Genomic DNA, 20,477 nt, shown 5'->3' on the forward strand with positions numbered 1-20,477 from the left:
AAGCCACCTTTTATAATTGAACCATGCGGTTCAATCAAGCATCCGGTATTAGCCCCGGTTTCCCGGAGTTATCCCAGTCTTACAGGCAGGTTACCCACGTGTTACTCACCCGTCCGCCGCTAACATCAGGGAGCAAGCTCCCATCTGTCCGCTCGACTTGCATGTATTAGGCACGCCGCCAGCGTTCGTCCTGAGCCAGGATCAAACTCTCCATGAAGTTTGATAATGACTACGCACAACAAATGTGCGATTTATTTAATGAATTAACAGGTACGTTTTGTCTTGTTTAGTTTTCAAAGAACTTCGTTGCCGCTCTCAAAGCGACTATAATATCTTAACATTTAATCATGATGTCGTCAACAACTTTTTTCAAAAAAATTATTCGTCATCAGCGACGAATACTAATTTAACACCTTTAAATAAGATTGTCAACAAGAAATTATATTGCGATAAATTGTTTAATGACAATAAGAGCTGCTACACCGGGAACCCCCAATAATCCGCTTACTCCGGTTGTTACAATATTAATCGGCACGTGAATGCCCACGCTCTCGCCAAACAGATTCACACAGAACAAAAACAAAGCGCCGACTACAAATTTAACCGCTATTCTTCCGATTAATCGCAAAGGTTTAAATGATGCTTTTGAAAAAAACAACAGGGCAACCAAAGCCACAATTGCCCCGATAATAATAACAGATCCCATGAATTCCATCACTCCTCGCTCGTTCTTGTACAAGCATATGATGGGAATCACGCGAATAGACCTGCTACTTCCAGCTGCCGATCCTTAAATTTCTTTTTTTTGCTTCCCGCAAATAAAAAAAGTACTTTGCCTCGGCAACCTTTAATTCGTAAAGAACTTCTGGCGAAGGCTCAAGACTGTTTTCAATCAGCCGCTTTTGCCTGTTCCATTCTTCCTTTTGATGGATCAGCTGTTCAATCAGCTTGTTATCAAATTCTTTTCTAAGCTTCTTTTTCCGAAGAAAACCCATGGTAATGCAATCTCCTCCCTCTACATTTCACGTCTGCCTTCAAGCGCTTTAGAAAGAGTGACTTCATCTGCATACTCCAAATCGCCTCCGACCGGAAGTCCATGGGCAATTCGTGACAGCTTAATTCCAGACGGCTTTAAAAGCCTTGAAATGTACATGGCCGTTGCTTCTCCTTCTATATTCGGGTTTGTCGCGAGAATGACCTCAGTCACTTGATCATCCTGCAACCGCTTCAGCAATTCGGGTATTTTAATATCTTCCGGACCGATGCCGTCCATCGGAGAAATCGCTCCATGCAAAACATGGTACAGTCCGTTGTACTCCTTCATTTTCTCCATAGCAATGACATCTTTAGGATCCTGAACAACACATATGACCGATTTGTCTCTTCTCGTATCTTCACAAATATAGCAGGGATCTTGATCTGTTATATGTCCGCAAACCGAGCAATATGTCAAATTGCGCTTTGCGTTCACCAATGCTTTTGCAAAATCTAACACGACGTCTTCTTTCATACTAAGAACAAAAAAAGCCAGACGGACCGCCGTCTTGGGTCCGATTCCTGGCAACTTCATAAAGCTGTCAATCAGCTTTGATATTGGTTCAGGATACTGCATTCTTATTTTCCTCCTAGAATAAACCCGGCATGTTCATTCCTTTTGTAAACTTACCCATCGTTTCATTTGTTATATCGTCGACTTTTTTCAAAGCATCGTTTGTCGCTGCAAGAACAAGATCTTGAAGCATTTCAACATCTTCAGGGTCTACGACTTCCTCTTTGATGATGACGTCGATGACTTCTTTTTGACCGTTTACCTTAACGGTCACCATTCCACCGCCTGCAGTACCTTCAAGTACTTTTTCTGCCAGTTCCTCCTGCGCCTTTTGCATATCCTTTTGCATTTTTTGCATTTGCTTCATCATTTTCTGCATGTTACCCATTCCACCGCGCATACTCTAATCCACTCTCTTTCATGTTTTTATTCTTTAATTTCAATCAGTTCCGCTCCGAACAGTTTTTTAGCTTCTGCTACGAGCGGATCTTCTTCTTTCGGTTCATTTGCTTCAGAATCTTCCGGCTGATGATCCTGCAGAAATTCTTCTCTTATTTTACCCCATTGGGCTTCGGGAACGCCAACTATATCTATCCTTCCGCCGAGCATTCCATCCAAAATTTGCTCCAGATTTGTCCTGACTCCGTTGTTGTCTTCAGCTACCATTTTACAGTGAATTTCGTATTTGAATGCGAGGACAAATGCTTTTGAAGATGCAGCCACCGGCTCGCTGTCATTTAAAAGGGCAGCATGCGATACTTTATTCTGCTGTTTAAGCTGGGCAAGCAATTGTCCCCAGTAGCCCTTCAATTTTTCGAGGTCCGGTCTTGTAGCATCTTTTAATATTTCATGAATACGGCCGACAGGCGCTTTATATGCGCTTTTCACGCTTTTTTGCGGACGGGACGTTTCTTTAGGCTGGGCGGGAGCCGAAGAAACCTGCACACCTTGTGTTTTAAGCTTCTCAATCTCCTGCTCAAGCTGCCGAACCTTGTTGACGAGATTATCCACTTCCGGCTGGGCGGCCGTGGATGCCCCTGCTTTTGGTCCCTGACAAAGCTTCACGACCGCAACTTCAAAGAAGATACGCGGATGGTTCGTCCATTTCATTTCCTGATGGCTTTTATTTAATATATCGATCATTTCGTAAAGGTCTTGTGCAGGAATTTGCCGGGATAGAGCTTGGAACTCTTCGTCCACTTTCACCTTTTCAAGAACACCTTCTAAATCAGGCGCCGTTTGATAAAGAAGCATATCCCTGAAGTAGAAAATCATATCCTCGATTAATTTTGCCGGGTCTTTTCCCTGCTGTAGCAGTTCGTTCAATGTTTCCAAAGCGCCGGAAACATTTTTTTCGTGGAGGGTTGAGGCGAGCTTTCCAATATAGTGCTGTGACACAGCCCCTGTTATCAGCAGCGCATCATCTACCGTCAGCTCTTCTCCGCTGAATGATACGGCCTGATCGAGCAGGCTCAGCGCATCCCTCATGCCGCCGTCGGCGGCACTGGCGATGATGTCTAAGGCGCCATCCTGCACCTTGAACTGTTCAGCTTCGACGATTTTTTTCATTCGTCCGACAATTGCCTGTGAGGTAATCCTCTTAAAATCAAATCGCTGACATCTAGAAATAATCGTTAAAGGAATTTTATGAGGCTCTGTTGTTGCGAGAATAAAGATACAATGTTCCGGCGGCTCTTCAAGCGTTTTTAGAAGGGCGTTGAATGCGCCGATAGAAAGCATATGTACTTCATCTATGATATATACTTTATACGTGACGGCAGACGGGGCAAATTTCACCTTGTCGCGGATGTCGCGTATTTCATCTACACCGTTGTTAGAAGCGGCGTCAATTTCAATCACATCTGAAATCGAACCGTTTGTAATGCCTTTGCACGCGGAGCATTCATTGCACGGTTCACTGACCGGAGCATGCTCACAGTTGACAGCTTTGGCAAACAGTTTTGCGGCGCTTGTTTTTCCCGTTCCCCTCGGTCCGGAAAACAGATAAGCGTGCGAAAATTTCTTTTGTAAAAGGGCATTTTGCAACGTTTTCGTGATGTGCTCCTGACCGACTACATCTTCAAACAACTGCGGCCTGAACACTCTATATAAAGCCTGGTAACTCACAAACACGCCCTCCTCTTGTTTTCATCATTTCCATTATACATGAAGCGGCTTTCAAATCCAAAAGCTCTTCTCAAGAAAAAAACTCATCTATATTAAAATAGATGAGTTCTTAATTTGATGATTGATTTACCGTGCACCTTCTGTCGATTCGCTACCCTAAGCGTTACTTAAGCAGTTAGCTCAGCCCAGGCAACCCTGCGGCACATGGAAGGTTCCACTTAATGCTGCTTCCTTCCGGACCTGACATGGTTCATGGATTCCCATTGCGCAGGACCCAAGCGTCAACACCACTTGCTTAAGGCAGACCTTAAAGTAAACGAACCTCGAGAAAGGGATTCGGCCTCGCTCGAGCGGATTGCGAGTACAGGGCACCGCTACCTCCCCGCTTAGCACGGCAAAATAAATATCAAATTATTTAAGCTGCGTCTTCATGTGACGCACTCATTAGTATAACTTGTTTCACCCTAAATTGCAAATTTCCGTCATCACAGCTCGCTTTTCTTTTCCGCTTTCTTTTTCGCGCGGAGCTTTCTGAAAAAATCACTCAGCATCCTGCCGCATTCTTCTTCCATTACGCCGCTTACGACTTCAGCCTGATGATTGAATCTCTCTTCCTGCAGGAGATTCATCAAAGTCCCCGCACAGCCGCCTTTCGGATCAGACGCTCCGAACACCACTTTGTCGATTCTGGAGAGAACGGCCGCTCCGGCGCACATCGGGCATGGCTCAAGGGTAACGTAAAGAACAGATCTCTCCAGCCGCCAGGTTCCCAGCTTCCGGCATGCCTCTTCAATGACGAGCATCTCTGCGTGGGCAACCGATCTTTGCTCGGTTTCCCGCAAATTATGGGCGCGGGCAATAATTTCCCCATCCAGAACCAGTACGGCGCCAATCGGCACTTCGCCTTTTTCTTCAGCTTTTCTCGCTTCATTGATCGCTTCTTTCATATAAAACTCGTCTTGTGTCATCCGCATGCACTCTTTCAATGTTTTTCGCCCAACAGAACAGGCTAACTTATAGTTAAAGGAATATGCAATCTGAAAGGAGACAATCGCATTGTCCAATTCAGCTCTCATTATAGTCGACATCATTAATGATTTTCAATTCGATATGGGTGACGTTCTTTCCAAAAAGACCAGAAACATGACCGAGCATCTTCTGACATTAAAAGAACACGCAGCCAAAAAGAAATGGCCTATCATATACATTAATGACCACTTTGGAATTTGGCAAGCGGATATTGCTGCCATTATCAAGAAATGCAAAAACGACAGAAGCGAATATATCATTGACCGGCTCGCACCGAATAACAACGATTATTTCTTAATCAAACCAAAGCACTCAGCTTTTTACGGCACCGCCCTTGAGACATTGCTGAATGAACTTCATGTCGACCATTTGATCATTACGGGAATCGCAGGCAATATTTGCGTGTTATTTACGGCAAACGACGCTTATATGAGGGAGTACGATATCACGATTCCGCGCGATTGCATCGCCTCAAACAATGAAAGAGACAACAAATATGCGTTGACGATGATGGAAAATGTTCTGTTCGCCAATATTAAGACGGTTAAAGAGATCACCGGCGAAACTTGAGCATGAAACACTTCCTTTCTTCATATAGTGGTAGCAATGAGAAAGGAGGCGTTTCCCATTCAGATTTATGTCGTGAAAAGAGGCGATTCCCTTTACCAAATCGCGAACCGCTACCGAACAACAATTAATGAAATTGTCGCGACGAATGAAATTCCGAACCCGAATCGGCTTGTTGTCGGACAAACTATCGTGATACCGATCGCCGGCGAGTTTTTTGAGGTCAGACAAGGTGATACATTAGCATCAATCGGAGCCCGCTTTAATATTTCTCCGGCTGAACTGGCGAGGATCAACCGCATTCAGGTTAGCGCTATTTTGCCTGTCGGGCTGCTGCTTTATATCCCCCCTCGGCCAAAGCGGAACATTGAAACAAACGCTTATATCGAACCGCGGGGAGAAAGCGTCAGCCCCGCTCTGCAGCAGGCGGCAAGAGAGACTTCGCCATACTTGACCTATTTGGGCGCTTTCAGCTTCCAGGCGAAGCGGGACGGCACACTCGAAGAACCGCCGCTGAACAACTTAAAAGAAATTGCAGACAGACATCGGACTACGATGATGATGATCGTTACCAATCTCGAAAATGAAGCTTTCAGCGATGAACTCGGCAGAATCATTTTGACGGACCAGAATGTAAAAAACAGATTGCTTGATAACATCGTTGCAACGGCCAGAAGATACGGTTTCAAAGATATTCACTTTGATTTTGAATACTTAAGGCCTGAAGACAGAGAAGCCTATAATCAATTTTTACGGGATGCACGGGCCCGCTTCAAACAGGAAGGCTGGTTCATCTCAACCGCGCTTGCGCCGAAAACGAGAGCGGATCAGCCCGGACAATGGTATGAGGCCCATGATTACCGGGCTCACGGCGAAATTGTCGATTTCGTCGTACTGATGACATATGAGTGGGGCTATAGCGGAGGACCGCCGATGGCGGTATCGCCGATCGGACCCGTACGGGATGTGATCGAATACGCACTCACGGAAATGCCGGCCAGCAAAATCGTCATGGGACAGAACTTGTACGGTTATGACTGGACGCTCCCCTTTACGCCAGGCGGGCAGCTGGCCAGAGCAATCAGCCCCCAGCGGGCAATTGAAATCGCGAGTGAGAACAATGCGGCGATACAGTACGATGAAACAGCCCAGGCTCCTTTCTTCCGCTATACGGACAATGCCGGCAAACAGCATGAGGTATGGTTTGAAGACGCCCGCTCGATTCAGGCAAAGTTTGATCTGATTAGGGAATTGAATTTAAGGGGAATCAGCTATTGGAAGCTCGGCCTGTCCTTCCCGCAAAACTGGCTCTTGATAGCCGATCAATTTAATGTTGTGAAAGAGACGTTCCCAAGTTAAAGGAACGTTTTTTTCATGGCAGAAGATGATGATGTGATACAATATGTATGGTTCACAAATGAATTTTTTTAGTAGGAGGACACCTATGAACACAGCCCCTTTCATCGCTGTCGAAGGCCCCATCGGCGCGGGAAAAACAACCTTGGCCAGCATGCTCTCCGAAAAGCTTTCACTCTCTTTGGTTAAAGAAATCGTCGAAGAAAACCCTTTTCTTGATAAATTTTATGATGACAAAGATGAATGGAGCTTTCAGCTTGAGATGTTTTTCCTCTGCAATCGCTATAAGCAGCTTGAAGATACCGAAAAAAAGTATTTGCAACATCACATACCCGTTGTTTCGGACTATCATATTTATAAAAACCTCATTTTTGCCGAACGGACGCTGAAAGGCAAAAAACTTGAGAAATACAGAAAAATTTATCATCTGCTTACAGAAGATCTGCCGAAACCGAACGTCATCATTTACATAAAAGCAAGCCTTCCGACGTTATTGGAACGGATCAAAAAACGCGGACGGCCGTTTGAACAGGAAATGGACAAGCAATATCTGGAACAGCTCATCAATGATTATGAGGCTGCCATTAAGCAATTTAAAGAATCCGATCCGCCAATGCCCGTTATTGAAATTAACGGAGACCAGGAAGACTTCGTGATCTCCGAAGCCGTTTTCAATCGAATTGCCGATCAAGTAAAGGAGTATATAGAATGAGTGTATATGCTATTCCGAAAGATGCTATCATTACTGTTGCCGGAACGGTAGGAGTGGGGAAATCCACTTTGACAAAAGAGCTTGCAAAAAGACTCGGATTTAAAACTTCTCTTGAAGAGGTTGTGAACAACCCTTATTTGGAGGCTTTTTACCAAGACTTTGAACGCTGGAGCTTTCACCTGCAAATTTTCTTCTTGGCAGAACGCTTCAAAGAGCAAAAATACATTTACGAATCGGGCGGCGGATTTGTTCAAGACCGTTCAATTTATGAAGATACAGGCATTTTTGCCAAAATGCACGCGGATAAAGGCACGATGTCAAAAGTCGATTATAAGACGTATACGAGCCTGTTTGAAGCAATGGTCATGACGCCTTACTTCCCCCGCCCCGACGTTTTAGTCTATTTGGAGGGCGATTTGGAATCGATTCTCGACCGCATCAAAAAACGCGGACGGGAAATGGAAATGTTAACCGACAGATCGTATTGGGAGGAAATGTACACAAGGTACGAAAACTGGATCAGCGGCTTTAACGCCTGTCCGGTTGTCAGAGTCAATATTGATGAATACGATCTGTTCAACAACTCTGCCTCCCTCGATCCAATCATTGAAAAAATCAGTGAAGCTATTCAAAGATAAGTTTTGTTTGAAATCACAAAGCCGACTGCAAATAAGAAGATTTGTCGGCGCTGGTTACCGCAGACAGAATGTTCCCTAAAAAAGGCATTTTCTGTGGACAAGGCCTGTATGTTGTTCTACAATGATAATATATAGCCGTATACTTCGGTACACAAATAAAGGCACATATGAATATAATTAATCCTATAAGAGTAAACTGTAAATACAAAAAGATCGAAGATGCTGGAACATCTCCGATCGGCAATAGAATAGCTCCTGTAAGGGAGCCGGCTTTTTCCTAAGTCTAACTTATGAGTAGGAACGCCTTGATGTGACGGTCAGGGGCGTTCTTACTTTTTTTTCGTGAAATTATAGGCTAATGACAGGATTCCTACAATCAGAATCCCAAAAGAAAGCATCAATTGAATTGCACTTTCCACAGCCATATTCTCACCCCCTCTCTTCCATGCATGGAGGTGAGCCGAACGCCCCTACAAAAAGCCGATCTATTGCTTATTTTTACTTTATAGGAACTTTCCGGAAAACTCAAGACCACTATCTTTTTCAATATTTGATTGGAGATATTTTTTGATACCGCTCCCCAGGTTATCCATCCATAGCACAATATTTTAAAACACAAAAAAACCGCTGCCCTATCCAGGCAGCGGCAACACAATCTCCAATTTATGCTTAGTCAATCACTAAAATGCAAATCAATAATGGCGGAGGAAGAGGGATTCGAACCCCCGCGGGCTTTGACACCCCTGTCGGTTTTCAAGACCGATCCCTTCAGCCAGACTTGGGTATTCCTCCGTATCGACAAGAATTAATATAACATGTCCTGTCTTTTTAAGTCAAGGGATTTTTTCATAAAAAATTTATTTTATTGTTCACGCTTCTCATTATATGCAAAAATAATGATAAACGCAAAGGGTGATGGCATTGTGGAAACATTTTATAGATCGTTTGCCTCAAGATTACACGCTGAACAGACCAATTGAAACAGGAAAGCTTCAGAAAGCAGAAGAACTCCTCGGCGTCTCTTTTCCCGATGAACTGGTCAGCCTTTTAAAAACGACAGACGGGATCAATGATACATTCGGGGATCATCTCATTTGGCCTGCAGACAGAATGATAGAAGAGAATCGAGACATGAGAAGCATCGGCTGTTTTAAGCCGTTCGATTGTCTGTTATTTATAGCAGGTGCGGGCAATGGCGATTTATTTGCTTATTCGATTTTAAACGGCTCTATACGGAAAAATGATATTTATGTTTGGAATCATATAGACGACAGCCGAATATGGGTCGCATCTTCTTTAAAACCATTCATAAAAGGCTGGATCGACGGAACAATCACCATTTAAAACAAGTTCTTAGGCAGGAGCATGATGAAATGAATTATCTATCAAAAGAATTGGCGGAGGAAATTGTCGACAGAACTATGTCGATTATTCGGCACAACATTAATATGATGGATGAAAACGGGGTTATCATCGCCTCAGGAGACCGCTCGAGAATCGGTGATGAACACGCCGGAGCGAAGGACGCACTTGCAGTTGAAAAGGTTATCAGCATCACGCCTGAAGAATGCTCGGCTTTAACGGGAACAAAGCCCGGCGTAAACCTTCCCATCGTATTTCATGATGAAATAATCGGCGTTATTGGAATCACGGGGCCGCCTTCTGAAGTCAGCCGATATGGTGAACTTGTTAAAATGGCGGCAGAGCTAACTGTCGAACAGGCATTTTTAACAAAACAGCTGACATGGGATCAAAGGCTTCGGGAAGAAACGGTCATCCAAATGATTCAGGGGACCGACCTAGCATCCCTTGACTTCCTTGAACGTGTGGAGCGATTGAATATACCGCTAGACGGCCAGCGTACTTGTCTTGTGTTTGAGCTGCCATCCGCTGATATGAAGCCGGCATTTATTAAAAAACTTGAAAAACATTTAACCGCGAAAGATTTGTACGCCAATATTTCTTTAAAAGAGATCGCAGTTATTCTGGCAGGCGCTCCCACTAAAAGCAGGGCTGATCTCTTTTCATCTTGGAACGGCTGGCTCAGCCAATGGAAAACGGTTAGAGGCGCGCTTGGCGAGCAGGCGGATCAGCTTCAGCAGCTGCCATTTTCCTATCAAAGTGCAAAACAAACGCTCAAGATTGCGAAAAACAGCTCTAGTTTATACGATTATCGAGAGTTTGCGATCCCCGTTCTGTTATCAAAAATAGAGCGCCCGGATCAGGAGATTCATTTTCAAAACATTTGGGATTGCCTTTCCCAAGCAGATCAAAACGGCGAATTAACCCATACCCTCCTCTGCTACATAGAAGAAAACGGCGAAATCGGGGAAACTTCATCAAGACTCTTTATTCACCGCAATACATTAAACTACCGGCTGAGAAAGGTTGAAATAGCGACAGGATGCAATCCAAAACGGTTTGATGACCTATTCAAACTGTATACAGCCATTACGCTTTTTTCGTCGTTTTGTGCAAATGAACAATTTTAATATAGGATAAAAGAACGAAATCCGTATACCTGACCAATTCTCCCTTATACAGAAAGCGTTTACAATTGGACGTAAGGGAGGGTATGCAGATGGATATTCAAATCAATGCAATAGGCGCCTTATGCGCATTAGCCATATCAATCTTTCTCATTCTGAAAAAAGTCCCGCCGGCTTACGGCATGATGATCGGCGCATTGGCCGGAGGCTTAGTTGGCGGCGCAGATTTAATAGAGACGACAGATTTGATGATAGCGGGTGCTAAAAATATGATTCCTGCTGTACTCCGCATCTTGGCGGCAGGGGTGCTCGCCGGCGTTCTGATTCAATCCGGCTCCGCAGCTGTGATTGCCGAAACCATTGTCAATAAAATTGGAGAAAAAAGGGCGCTGCTTGCTTTAACATTGGCGACAGCCATCTTAACAACGGTCGGCGTATTCGTCGATGTCGCCGTCATCACAGTCGCTCCGATCGCCCTTGCGATCGCGAGGCGGACCTTTATCAGCAAAGCGGCCATTCTGTTGGCGATGATCGGCGGAGGAAAAGCGGGCAATATTATGTCGCCAAACCCTAATGCCATTGCTGCTTCAGATGCCTTTCACGTTCCTTTGACATCCGTGATGGCCGCCGGGATCATCCCCGCTATATTCGGACTGGGCGCCACTTATTTACTAGCAAAACGCCTTTCAAATAAAGGAACAGGAGTAGCTGCAAATGAGATTGAAACCCAAACGGCTCAACAACTGCCGGCATTTTGGGCGGCGATCAGCGGTCCGGTGGTCTCCATCCTGTTGCTTGCCTTAAGGCCTGCGGCAGGAATTACGATTGATCCAATTATCGCTTTGCCGGCGGGAGGCCTCGTCACTGCGATTGCATCGGGACAAGCGGGCAAACTGAAGGATTTTGCCGCTTCAGGATTGTCGAAGATGTCAGGCGTTGCCGTGATGCTGATCGGGACTGGAACGCTTGCGGGAATCATCGCCAACTCCCAACTCAATTCTTTCATTACCGACACCCTTGTTGGCTTGGGTCTGCCATCGTTTCTCTTAGCTCCCATTTCCGGCATGCTGATGTCGATGGCAACCGCCTCGACTACAGCCGGCACAGCTGTCGCCAGCAGCGTATTCGGCCCGACATTGCTTGATCTTGGCGTCGCCGGCCTCGCAGGTGCGGCAATGATTCACGCGGGAGCAACGGTGCTCGATCACCTGCCTCACGGAAGCTTTTTTCATACGACGGGAGGCAGCGTCTTCATGGCCATGAAAGAACGTTTAAAGCTGATTCCATATGAGTCGGTCATCGGCTTAATCCTAACCATTATCTCAACTTTGATTTTTGGAATTTTTCAATTCTTTATTTAAAAAGGAGCAGGTACCATGAAAATCGTAATCGCACCTGATTCATTTAAAGAAAGCATGACATCGCTTGAGGCGGCTAGAAGCATTGAAAAAGGCTTTAAAGCGGTTCTACCTGACGCCGAATACCTCAACATTCCGGTTGCCGATGGAGGCGAAGGAACCGTTCAAGCTCTGGTTGACGCCACCGGAGGAGACATCGTGCAGCAAACGGTCACAGGCCCTCTCGGGAAGCCAGTGAAGGCTGCTTACGGCCTGCTTGGCGACGGAAAAACAGCTGTCATCGAAATGGCTGAAGCGTCAGGCCTTCACCTCGTGCCCCCTGAACAGCGGAATCCCCTGTTAACGACAACGAGAGGAACCGGAGAACTGATTCTCGATGCTGCGGAAAAAGGAGTGTCCAACATCATCATCGGACTCGGCGGAAGCGCGACAAATGACGGCGGAGCGGGAATGGCTGCAGCACTGGGCGTGAAGTTTCTAAACCGCGATGGAGAAGAGATTGAAAATGGGGGCGGTGCATTAGTTGAGATTGCTAAGATCGATGTGAGCGGCCTAAATCCTCAATTAAAGCATATCCACTTTGAAGCCGCCTGTGATGTCGATAATCCTCTTACGGGACCTCGCGGAGCCTCCGCCGTGTTTGGGCCGCAAAAAGGGGCGAACAGTGAAATGACTGCCCTCTTGGATCAAAACTTAAAACATTATGCTGCAGCTGTCAAAGCAGAGCTGGGGTGCGAAATCGATTCAATCCCGGGAGCAGGAGCGGCCGGAGGATTGGGAGCAGGCCTGTGTGCCTTTTTAAAAGCGGAATTAAAAAGCGGGGTTGACATTGTTTTAGATACTTTGTCTTTTTCCGAACGTATTAAAGGAGCCGATCTTGTAATTACAGGCGAGGGAAAAATAGACGGCCAAACGGTCAGCGGAAAAACGCCGGCCGGCGTCGCAAAACGCGCCCGCAGCGAGAATATTCCCGTTATTGCATTTGCCGGATCGCTCGGTGAAGGCTGCGAGCTTGTTTATGATATCGGCATTTCCGCTCTCTTTTCGATCGTGCCCGGGATCAGCTCCCTGGAGAACGCCCTTGCCGATGGAAGTTCCAATCTTACGCGCTGTGCCCGAAATGTAGCTGCCGTCTGGTCTCTCGCATAAAAAAAGCGCGCCTCTTGGCGCGCTCTTTTTTTATGGTTGAATAACGTCTCTGTTCCCCATGTATGGACGAAGCGCTTTAGGAATGATGACGCTCCCGTCCTCCTGCTGGTAATTTTCCAATAATGCAGCAACCGTTCTGCCGACTGCCAAACCGGAGCCGTTCAACGTATGGACATGCTCAGGCTTGCCTTTTGCTTCCCTTCTGAATCTGATATTCGCCCGTCTGGCCTGGAAAGCTTCAAAGTTACTGCAAGATGAAATTTCACGATATGTGTTTTGGCTTGGAATCCATACTTCGATATCGTATTTTTTCGCGGCCGTAAATCCTAGATCGCCCGTACACATGCTCATCACACGATAAGGAAGCTCAAGCAGCTGAAGAACTTTCTCCGCTTGATTTGTCAGCTTTTCAAGCTCTTCATATGAATCCTCAGGCTTCACAAATTTCACCAGTTCAACTTTGTTAAATTGGTGCTGGCGGATCAAACCGCGTGTATCACGGCCGGCTGAGCCTGCTTCTGAACGGAAGCACGCACTGAACGCCGCATAATTGATCGGCAGCTCGTCAGCTGACAAAATTTCATCGCGATGCAGGTTCGTAATCGGCACTTCCGCCGTCGGAATTAAGAAATAATCTTCTTCCCTGATTTTAAAGGCATCTTCCTCAAATTTCGGCAGCTGTCCGGTGCCTGTCATGCTTGCGCGGTTCACCATGTACGGCGGGATGACTTCTGTATAGCCGTACTCGTCTACGTGAAGATCAAGCATAAAGTTATACAATGCCCGTTCAAGTCTGGCGCCGAGCCCTTTATAGAAAACGAAACGGCTGCCCGTTACCTTGCCGGCCCGCTCAAAATCGAGAATATCCAATTGATCGGCAATATCCCAATGAGGCTTCGGCTCAAATGAGAATCCGGGGAGTTCGCCCCATTTGCGAACTTCCACGTTGTCGTCTTCAGTCTCACCGACCGGAACAGACTCATGGGGGATGTTCGGGATAGACAGCATGATTTGATCAAGTGAAGATTCGACCGTTCTCAGCTCTTCATCAAGCTTTTTAATGTCTTCACCGACCTCGCGCATTTCTTTAATCAGGTGGTCAGCATCTTTTTTCTCCCGCTTTAAAGCGGCAACCTGCTGAGATACCTCATTGCGCTTTCCTTTCAGCTCTTCCACTTTGACGATCAATTCTCTTCTCTTTGTATCCAATTCCTCAAATTGATCAAAATCTGATAAATCTTCTCCCCTGTGGGCAAGCTTTTGTTTGATTTCCTCCAAATTTGCCCGCAGCAGTTTGATATCAAGCATCTGCCTCGCTCCTTTTATACTGATTTGACCGAAAAAAAGAGCCCTCGTCCCCTAAATATAAGGGACGAGAGCTCTCGCGTTGCCACCCTGATTGAAAACAGGCATCTTCCTCCTGTTTTCCGCTTCGTTTTGATAACGGTTCTCCCGTAAATGCCTACTTTGACTGTTCAGCATTTCGCTCAAGGATGGATTCAGACAGCATCTTTCACCGATTCGCACCAACCATCGGCTCTCTTGGAAAGAGAGGCTTCCTACTGCTTCCTATCAACGCTTTTCGATCTATATTGTCTTATAAATGTACTACAAGTTTTAACAGCTTTCAACCGTTTTATACGACGGCTTCCTGTTTATGCTTTTCCGCCATCTCGACAAATAATTTCGTCATTCTGTGGTCATCCGTCAGCTCAGGGTGGAAAGAACAGCCAAGCAGATTTCCTTGTTTGGCAGCGACGATTCTACCGTTGTGCTCCGAAAGCACTTCCACATCTGCGCCCGCTTCCAAAATGTGCGGAGCGCGGATAAATACGCCTGTAAACGGTTCGTCAAGCCCTTTAACGGTTAAGTCCGCTTCAAAGCTGTCCACTTGTCTTCCAAAGGAATTCCGTTCGACCGTTACATCCAGAACCCCAAGATGGGCATCGTTAGCTCCGGCGATATTCTTCGCCAGGATAATCAGCCCAGCACAAGTTCCAAATACCGGCTTTCCGGATGCGGCAAATTCCTGAAGAGGCTTCATAAACTGATACGTATCGATGAGGCGCCTCATCGTCGTGCTTTCTCCTCCCGGCAAAATCAAACCGTCGATTTCCTTTAACTCTTCCGGCCACTTAATGACTTTTCCGGCTGCTCCGCATGCTTCAATTGAGCGAATATGTTCTCTTACTGCTCCCTGAAGTCCAAGTACACCAATTGTCAGCATGTCAATCCGTCTCCTTCGTGTTTACCAGCCGCGCTCTTGCATACGCTGTTCTGGCAGCAGATTTGAGATTTCAATCCCTTTCATCGCAGTTCCAAGCTCTTTTGAAAGCTCGGCAATCAGTTTGTAATCCGTGTAATGCGTCGTCGCTTCAACGATTGCTTTCGCGAATTTAGCAGGGTTGTCGGATTTAAAAATACCGGACCCTACGAATACACCGTCAGCGCCAAGCTGCATCATTAAAGCAGCATCAGCAGGTGTTGCCACACCGCCGGCAGCAAAGTTTACAACAGGAAGGCGTCCTTCGGCTTTAATTTCCTTTAGCAGCTCATACGGAGCGCCGAGATTTTTCGCTTCTGTCATCAGTTCGTCATCGCTCATGCCGACTACTTTACGCACTTGAGCATTCACCTTTCTCATATGGCGGACAGCTTCCACGATATTGCCCGTACCAGGTTCGCCTTTCGTACGAAGCATTGAAGCTCCTTCAGCGATCCGGCGCGTCGCTTCTCCGAGGTCGCGGCATCCGCATACAAATGGAACGGTAAAATCGTTTTTATTTAAATGAAATTCTTCATCCGCAGGAGTCAAAACTTCACTTTCATCAATATAGTCAACGCCGAGCGCTTCAAGAACACGCGCTTCAACGATATGCCCGATGCGCGCTTTCGCCATAACCGGGATTGAAACAGCGTTCATCACTTCTTCGACAATTGTCGGATCTGCCATGCGGGCAACTCCGCCTGCCGCACGGATATCAGCCGGAACGCGCTCCAGCGCCATGACTGCGACGGCTCCTGCTTCTTCTGCGATCTTTGCTTGTTCGGCATTGACAACGTCCATAATGACGCCGCCTTTCTGCATTTCTGCCATACCGCGTTTTACGCGATCAGTACCTGTTTGAGCCATTTCAAGGATCCCCCTAATCATAGATTGAATTGTCAGATTTAATCCTATTGTATCCTATAATTCCACAAAATCATATGAAAAACACGAAGATTATTTCTATTTTAATAACAAATCGTTAGGATTGTAAATGGTAATTCTATCTGAATATGACAATAAAGAGCCCTATCAGATAGAGCCCTTTATTGATTAAAACCAGCCGGTTACCATTTCAACAATGCTGTTCCAAATACCGGCAAAAAAGCCGCCGATGCTTCTCATCGTTAAAATAAACCAGTTTGCTTTCTCATCTTCTTCTTTTGTCACGAGGTTTACACCTGATACATCGCTGCCGAGAAATCCGTAGTCCTTTTCTTCTCCTTTATAGGAGGCCGTCAAGGTACCGACTTTCTCACCTTTTTTAACAGGTGCGGTCAGCTCGTCTTTGTTCAGCGTCACTTTCGCCTTGTAATTCTTTTCTTCACCGTTCTTCACAGGCATTGAAAAGGCTTTTTCCGTGACGATGCCGACTTCAGTTTCTTTCCCTTTGTCGACTGTGACCGTTTCGTTGCCTTTCACTTGTGCGCCTTTTGCGTAAAACTCTTTCATGGTGAAGTTATCAAATGCATAATCAAGCATTTTTTTCGTTTCTTTAAATCGTCCCGTATGAAGGTCGCCTTTCGCATTCATAACGACGGAAATCACTCTCATGCCGTTTCTTTCGGCAGTAGCCGTAAAGCATGATCCGGCAGAGTCCGTTGAGCCGGTTTTCAGCCCGTCCACACCTTCATATTGCTGAACTAGGCCTTTCAGCATAAAGTTCCAGTTCGGCATATCCATTTCATCGTCTGTGCCTTTTCTGAACTTCGTTTTGGCAATGCTCGCCGTATCGAGAATTTCAGGATAATCGCTTACTAAATGATCGGCAAGGAGCGCCATGTCTCTCGCAGACACTTCATTTTCTTCATTGGCATTTGTTCCGCTCGGATGTTTGCCGTGAAGATCCTTGTTTTCCAAACCTGTAGCATTCACAAATTTGAAATCTTTCATTCCAAGCTCTTTGGCTTTTTTATTCATTAACTCTACAAACTTTGATTCAGAACCGGCAACGATTTCAGAAAGTGCAATAGCCGCTGCGTTTGCAGAGTAAATTGCAGTCGCCTGATAAAGCTCTTTTACAGTGTATGATCCGTCTTTACGAAGAGGAACATTCGATAATGAACGATCTTGGGAAATCTCGTATACATAATCGTCAGGCGTGTACTTCTGATCCCATTTCACTTTGCCTTCGTGAATCGCTTCCAACAGAAGATACTCCGTCATCATTTTGGCCATGCTGGCAACAGGAAGACGCTGATCGGCATTTTTGCTGTACAAAATTTTTCCCGATGAAGCTTCCACCAGGATTGCTGCTTTCGCGTCTACATGAATTGGATCATTTGCGGCTTTTGCCGTCGACATAGGAGAAAATGCACCTACAGTCACAGCAAAAGCAACGATCAACATGATCAGCTGCTTTACTCTCTTGCTTTTCAAATCGTGATACCTCCGCTTTTCATCAGACTAATAATCTATATCAAAGCCTTTTAAGACATTTTTCAAACACAACATTATAAATTTTATCATAAGGAAGCAAAAAAAAATAGACAGAGTATCACTCTGTCTACGGTTTAATTTTTGTCATATTTGATTAGGAAATGGTATAGTTAGGCGATTCTTTGGTAATTTGTACATCGTGAGGATGGCTTTCCCGCAGGCCTGCGCCTGTCATGCGGATGAACTGCGCATCTTCCCTCAATGCGTGCAAATCTTTTGTTCCGCAGTAGCCCATGCCGGATTTCAAACCGCCGACAAGCTGATAAACTGTGTCAGCAACCGGACCTTTATAAGGCGTACGGCCTTCAATGCCTTCCGGAACGAATTTTTTGTTTTCCTCTTGGAAGTAGCGGTCTTTGCTTCCTTTTTCCATTGCAGCCACAGAACCCATACCGCGGTAAACTTTAAAGCGTCTGCCTTGGTAGATTTCAGTCTCGCCTGGGCTTTCAGATGTTCCGGCAAGAAGGCTTCCAAGCATGACGGCATGTCCGCCGGCAGCCAAGGCTTTGACAATATCTCCGGAAAACTTGATGCCGCCGTCTGCAATAATCGCAGCACCGTGTTTTCTTGCTTCAGTCGCACAATCGTAAATCGCTGTCACTTGCGGAACACCGACACCGGCCACGACGCGGGTTGTACAAATAGAACCCGGTCCGATACCGACTTTAACTACATTTGCTCCCGCTTCGATAAGCGCTTTTGTTCCTTCGGCAGTTGCGACGTTGCCGGCAATGATATTTAATTCAGGATAAGTGTCGCGGATTTTCTTAACGGTATCCAATACACCTTGTGAATGGCCGTGCGCGGTATCAACGACGATCACATCGACATTGGCTTCCACTAGCTTTCTGACGCGTGTCATTGTGTCGCCTGTTACACCAACCGCTGCTCCAACCAATAGGCGGCCGTGAACATCTTTCGCTGAATTCGGGAATTCGATTACTTTTTCAATGTCTTTAATCGTAATTAGCCCTTTTAAAACACCTTGATCATCTAAAAGAGGGAGTTTTTCGATCTTGTATTTTTGAAGAATTTTTTCTGCTTCATCCAGGGTTGTACCAACAGAAGCCGTAACAAGCTCTTCTTTTGTCATAACATCGCTGATTTTCATGGAGTAATCAGAAATAAATCGCAGATCACGGTTTGTAATGATTCCAACCAGCTTCTGATCCTCTTCATTGTCAACAATCGGAACACCGGAAATTCTGTATTTGCCCATCAAATGCTCCGCATCAAAAACTTGGTGCTCTGGCGTCAGGAAAAACGGATTTGTAATGACGCCCCGCTCTGAACGTTTGACTTTGTCAACCTGCTCAGCCTGCTGTTCAATCGACATGTTTTTGTGGATAATGCCCAGTCCGCCCTGCCGTGCCATCGCGATGGCCATTTGAGCTTCTGTCACTGTATCCATGCCTGCACTAATAATTGGAACATTCAACTTAAGAGACGGTGTAAGCTCAACGGATAAATCCACGTCGCGCGGAAGTACCTCCGATTTAGCCGGAACGAGCAATACATCATCAAATGTTAAGCCTTCTTTCGAAAATTTGCTTTCCCACATTAGTAAATCCCCCTCTTTTCGGCAAAATATTATATGTAGATTATCAACTTGAATACCCACTGTCAAGAAAGCGGGAAACAGTTGTAATTTTTAGAAAATAACCATAAGGGAAGTGGAGTATATGCAAGATAAAGGATGGAAGGATTTAAAGCTGTTTTACTCGGTCGAAACAGCCCAGCATTTTCTTGAAATGGTATATAAAAATCAAGGAATGGAAGATGCGAAAAAAAATTCTTATAAAAACGGAGAGCGGTTTATTTTCTTTCTTAAGCATGCAGAAGCTTTTTACAAGCAAGCCAAAATCGCTACGATGGAAATCAAACCAATTTTATTATTTTACGGCATGGCACAGCTATTGAAAGCCTGCCTGTTAACGACAGATCCTTCCTATCCGAGCCATACTTCAGTGCTTGCTCATGGCGTGACCACAAGAAAACGAAAAAAACAAAATTACCGCTTTTATGAAGACGAAGTGAAAATCCAAAGGAACGGCTTATGTATGCACGTCATCAGATCCCTTTTCCAATTATCCGGATTGGAAGATGAACGATTCAATATGAAGCAGCTTTTGGCAAAAATTCCGGAGATCAATAAAGTGCTGGCATTTCAAAGAAAACCAAATGCAATTGTAAAAGCAGCCGTCGAAGACCGGCTTATTCGGCTGCCTGGCGAGACACCCAATGCTTACAATATGTCATCAAAGCGATTCATCGAACATATCGAATACCATTTAAACTGGTCTTTCTGCCGCGAGGAAAACGAGGGAATCGTTTTTTCTGCCGCTCATAAAGAATGCCGCCCCAGCACTTCGACCACTTTGCTCTATGATTTGGAGCAAGACGGATATTATTTCCCGGCTGAACGGGATCACTTTTTAAAGCTACCGGAAATATTGGCGCATTACTTGGTTGCATACAATTTAAGCATGATTGCCAGGTATGAAACTGAATGGTGGTATGACCTTCTTCTTCAAAGCGCTAGCGATGATTATGTCATCATCCAGCAGTTTTTACATATAGTCGAGTCAAAGTTCCCCTATTATGTCGCTGAACTGCTTCTTCAAAAAAAAGAAAACAACAAAAAAGACCAGCTTACATAAGCTGGTCTTTTTTAAGTGCTTGGCGGCGTCCTACTCTCACAGGGGGAAGCCCCCAACTACCATCGGCGCTGAAGAGCTTAACTTCCGTGTTCGGCATGGGAACGGGTGTGACCTCTTCGCTATCGCCACCAAACTATT

At 45.5% G+C, this 20,477-nt stretch carries 21 protein-coding genes, 1 tRNA gene, 2 rRNA genes, 1 other RNA gene and 1 other annotated feature; of the genes, 9 read left to right on the forward strand and 16 right to left on the reverse strand.

The annotated features are described in order from the left end of the window. From MST20_RS20915 to tadA, 8 genes are all read right to left on the reverse strand, one after another. Positions 1–217: ribosomal RNA gene (locus MST20_RS20915) — 16S ribosomal RNA — on the reverse strand; the annotation flags it as partial. Between the two features lie 222 nt (positions 218–439). Then, the gene (locus tag MST20_RS20920) at positions 440–706 is read right to left on the reverse strand and encodes a pro-sigmaK processing inhibitor BofA family protein (RefSeq protein WP_243944577.1); all 267 of its coding nucleotides are present in this window, start codon (positions 704–706) and stop codon (positions 440–442) included. 64 nt (positions 707–770) lie between these two features. Next, the gene (locus MST20_RS20925; RefSeq protein WP_035337520.1) at positions 771–995 is read right to left on the reverse strand and encodes a YaaL family protein; all 225 of its coding nucleotides are present in this window, start codon (positions 993–995) and stop codon (positions 771–773) included. Between the two features lie 20 nt (positions 996–1,015). Beyond that, positions 1,016–1,612: a recombination protein RecR gene (recR, locus tag MST20_RS20930; protein ID WP_003178140.1), complete on the reverse strand. Its 597-nt coding sequence runs from the start codon at positions 1,610–1,612 to the stop codon at positions 1,016–1,018. A gap of 13 nt (positions 1,613–1,625) precedes the next feature. After that, positions 1,626–1,949, reverse strand: a complete 324-nt coding sequence (locus tag MST20_RS20935; RefSeq protein ID WP_065643978.1) for a YbaB/EbfC family nucleoid-associated protein — start codon at positions 1,947–1,949, stop codon at positions 1,626–1,628. Positions 1,950–1,975: 26 nt separating this feature from the next. Next, a complete protein-coding gene (dnaX, locus tag MST20_RS20940) occupies positions 1,976–3,676 on the reverse strand; it encodes a DNA polymerase III subunit gamma/tau (RefSeq protein ID WP_243944579.1) in 1,701 nt (566 codons plus the stop codon). A gap of 129 nt (positions 3,677–3,805) precedes the next feature. Next, an RNA gene (ffs, locus tag MST20_RS20945) (signal recognition particle sRNA large type) lies at positions 3,806–4,071 on the reverse strand. Between the two features lie 90 nt (positions 4,072–4,161). Further along, a complete protein-coding gene (gene tadA / locus MST20_RS20950) occupies positions 4,162–4,644 on the reverse strand; it encodes a tRNA adenosine(34) deaminase TadA (RefSeq protein ID WP_065643989.1) in 483 nt (160 codons plus the stop codon). 82 nt (positions 4,645–4,726) lie between these two features. Between tadA and MST20_RS20955 the strand changes: the two genes are divergently transcribed. From MST20_RS20955 to MST20_RS20970, 4 genes are all read left to right on the forward strand, one after another. Beyond that, on the forward strand, positions 4,727–5,275 hold the full coding sequence (locus tag MST20_RS20955) for a cysteine hydrolase family protein (protein WP_243944601.1): 549 nt from the start codon (positions 4,727–4,729) through the stop codon (positions 5,273–5,275). Positions 5,276–5,311: 36 nt separating this feature from the next. Beyond that, positions 5,312–6,631 carry a glycosyl hydrolase family 18 protein gene (locus MST20_RS20960; RefSeq protein ID WP_243944581.1) on the forward strand — a complete coding sequence of 440 codons (1,320 nt, stop codon included), beginning with the start codon at positions 5,312–5,314 and terminating at the stop codon, positions 6,629–6,631. Positions 6,632–6,716: 85 nt separating this feature from the next. Then, entirely contained in the window at positions 6,717–7,340 is a 624-nt protein-coding gene (locus tag MST20_RS20965; RefSeq protein WP_243944583.1) for a deoxynucleoside kinase, read from the forward strand. Continuing rightward, a complete protein-coding gene (locus MST20_RS20970) occupies positions 7,337–7,978 on the forward strand; it encodes a deoxynucleoside kinase (protein ID WP_020449778.1) in 642 nt (213 codons plus the stop codon). Before MST20_RS20965 ends, MST20_RS20970 begins: the two co-directional genes overlap by 4 nt. Before the next feature lie 329 nt (positions 7,979–8,307). On the opposite strand, the gene comI is transcribed toward MST20_RS20970, so the two are convergent. Together comI and MST20_RS20980 are read right to left on the reverse strand one after the other, a co-directional pair. Then, a complete protein-coding gene (comI, locus tag MST20_RS20975; protein ID WP_222427441.1) occupies positions 8,308–8,403 on the reverse strand; it encodes a competence inhibitor ComI in 96 nt (31 codons plus the stop codon). A gap of 274 nt (positions 8,404–8,677) precedes the next feature. Beyond that, positions 8,678–8,770 (reverse strand) — tRNA-Ser (locus MST20_RS20980). A gap of 123 nt (positions 8,771–8,893) precedes the next feature. Between MST20_RS20980 and MST20_RS20985 the strand changes: the two genes are divergently transcribed. The 4 genes from MST20_RS20985 (at position 8,894) to MST20_RS21000 (ending at position 12,974) form a co-directional block, all read left to right on the forward strand. After that, complete coding sequence (locus MST20_RS20985) at positions 8,894–9,322, forward strand: SMI1/KNR4 family protein (RefSeq protein WP_243944585.1); 429 nt, start codon at positions 8,894–8,896, stop codon at positions 9,320–9,322. Positions 9,323–9,351: 29 nt separating this feature from the next. Then, the gene (locus MST20_RS20990) at positions 9,352–10,470 is read left to right on the forward strand and encodes a CdaR family transcriptional regulator (RefSeq protein WP_243944587.1); all 1,119 of its coding nucleotides are present in this window, start codon (positions 9,352–9,354) and stop codon (positions 10,468–10,470) included. Positions 10,471–10,559: 89 nt separating this feature from the next. Beyond that, positions 10,560–11,828 carry a GntP family permease gene (locus MST20_RS20995; protein ID WP_243944588.1) on the forward strand — a complete coding sequence of 423 codons (1,269 nt, stop codon included), beginning with the start codon at positions 10,560–10,562 and terminating at the stop codon, positions 11,826–11,828. 15 nt (positions 11,829–11,843) lie between these two features. Beyond that, positions 11,844–12,974: a glycerate kinase gene (locus MST20_RS21000; RefSeq protein WP_243944590.1), complete on the forward strand. Its 1,131-nt coding sequence runs from the start codon at positions 11,844–11,846 to the stop codon at positions 12,972–12,974. A 30-nt stretch (positions 12,975–13,004) separates the two neighbouring features. Here the strand turns inward: MST20_RS21000 and serS are convergent, their stop codons facing one another. The 5 genes from serS to guaB all read right to left on the reverse strand — a co-directional run bounded on the left by serS (position 13,005) and on the right by guaB (position 19,240). Beyond that, positions 13,005–14,282 carry a serine--tRNA ligase gene (gene serS, locus MST20_RS21005; protein WP_243944592.1) on the reverse strand — a complete coding sequence of 426 codons (1,278 nt, stop codon included), beginning with the start codon at positions 14,280–14,282 and terminating at the stop codon, positions 13,005–13,007. 57 nt (positions 14,283–14,339) lie between these two features. Further along, positions 14,340–14,559, reverse strand: a binding site (T-box leader). A 51-nt stretch (positions 14,560–14,610) separates the two neighbouring features. Beyond that, a complete protein-coding gene (gene pdxT / locus MST20_RS21010) occupies positions 14,611–15,201 on the reverse strand; it encodes a pyridoxal 5'-phosphate synthase glutaminase subunit PdxT (protein ID WP_025810896.1) in 591 nt (196 codons plus the stop codon). 21 nt (positions 15,202–15,222) lie between these two features. After that, a complete protein-coding gene (gene pdxS, locus MST20_RS21015; RefSeq protein WP_243944594.1) occupies positions 15,223–16,107 on the reverse strand; it encodes a pyridoxal 5'-phosphate synthase lyase subunit PdxS in 885 nt (294 codons plus the stop codon). A gap of 186 nt (positions 16,108–16,293) precedes the next feature. Further along, a complete protein-coding gene (locus MST20_RS21020) occupies positions 16,294–17,589 on the reverse strand; it encodes a D-alanyl-D-alanine carboxypeptidase family protein (RefSeq protein WP_377905675.1) in 1,296 nt (431 codons plus the stop codon). 184 nt (positions 17,590–17,773) lie between these two features. Further along, the gene (gene guaB / locus MST20_RS21025) at positions 17,774–19,240 is read right to left on the reverse strand and encodes an IMP dehydrogenase (RefSeq protein WP_243944597.1); all 1,467 of its coding nucleotides are present in this window, start codon (positions 19,238–19,240) and stop codon (positions 17,774–17,776) included. Between the two features lie 121 nt (positions 19,241–19,361). Here guaB and MST20_RS21030 point away from each other — a divergent pair, with 121 nt between their 5' ends. After that, positions 19,362–20,339 (forward strand): YaaC family protein, encoded by a 978-nt coding sequence (locus MST20_RS21030; protein WP_243944599.1) that lies wholly within the window; start codon positions 19,362–19,364, stop codon positions 20,337–20,339. A 17-nt stretch (positions 20,340–20,356) separates the two neighbouring features. On the opposite strand, the gene rrf is transcribed toward MST20_RS21030, so the two are convergent. Beyond that, positions 20,357–20,472, reverse strand: a 5S ribosomal RNA gene (gene rrf / locus MST20_RS21035). Positions 20,473–20,477: the final 5 nt, after the last annotated feature.

The sequence above is a fragment of the Bacillus sp. B19-2 genome (assembly GCF_022832475.1).
GTDB lineage: Bacteria > Bacillota > Bacilli > Bacillales > Bacillaceae > Bacillus > Bacillus paralicheniformis.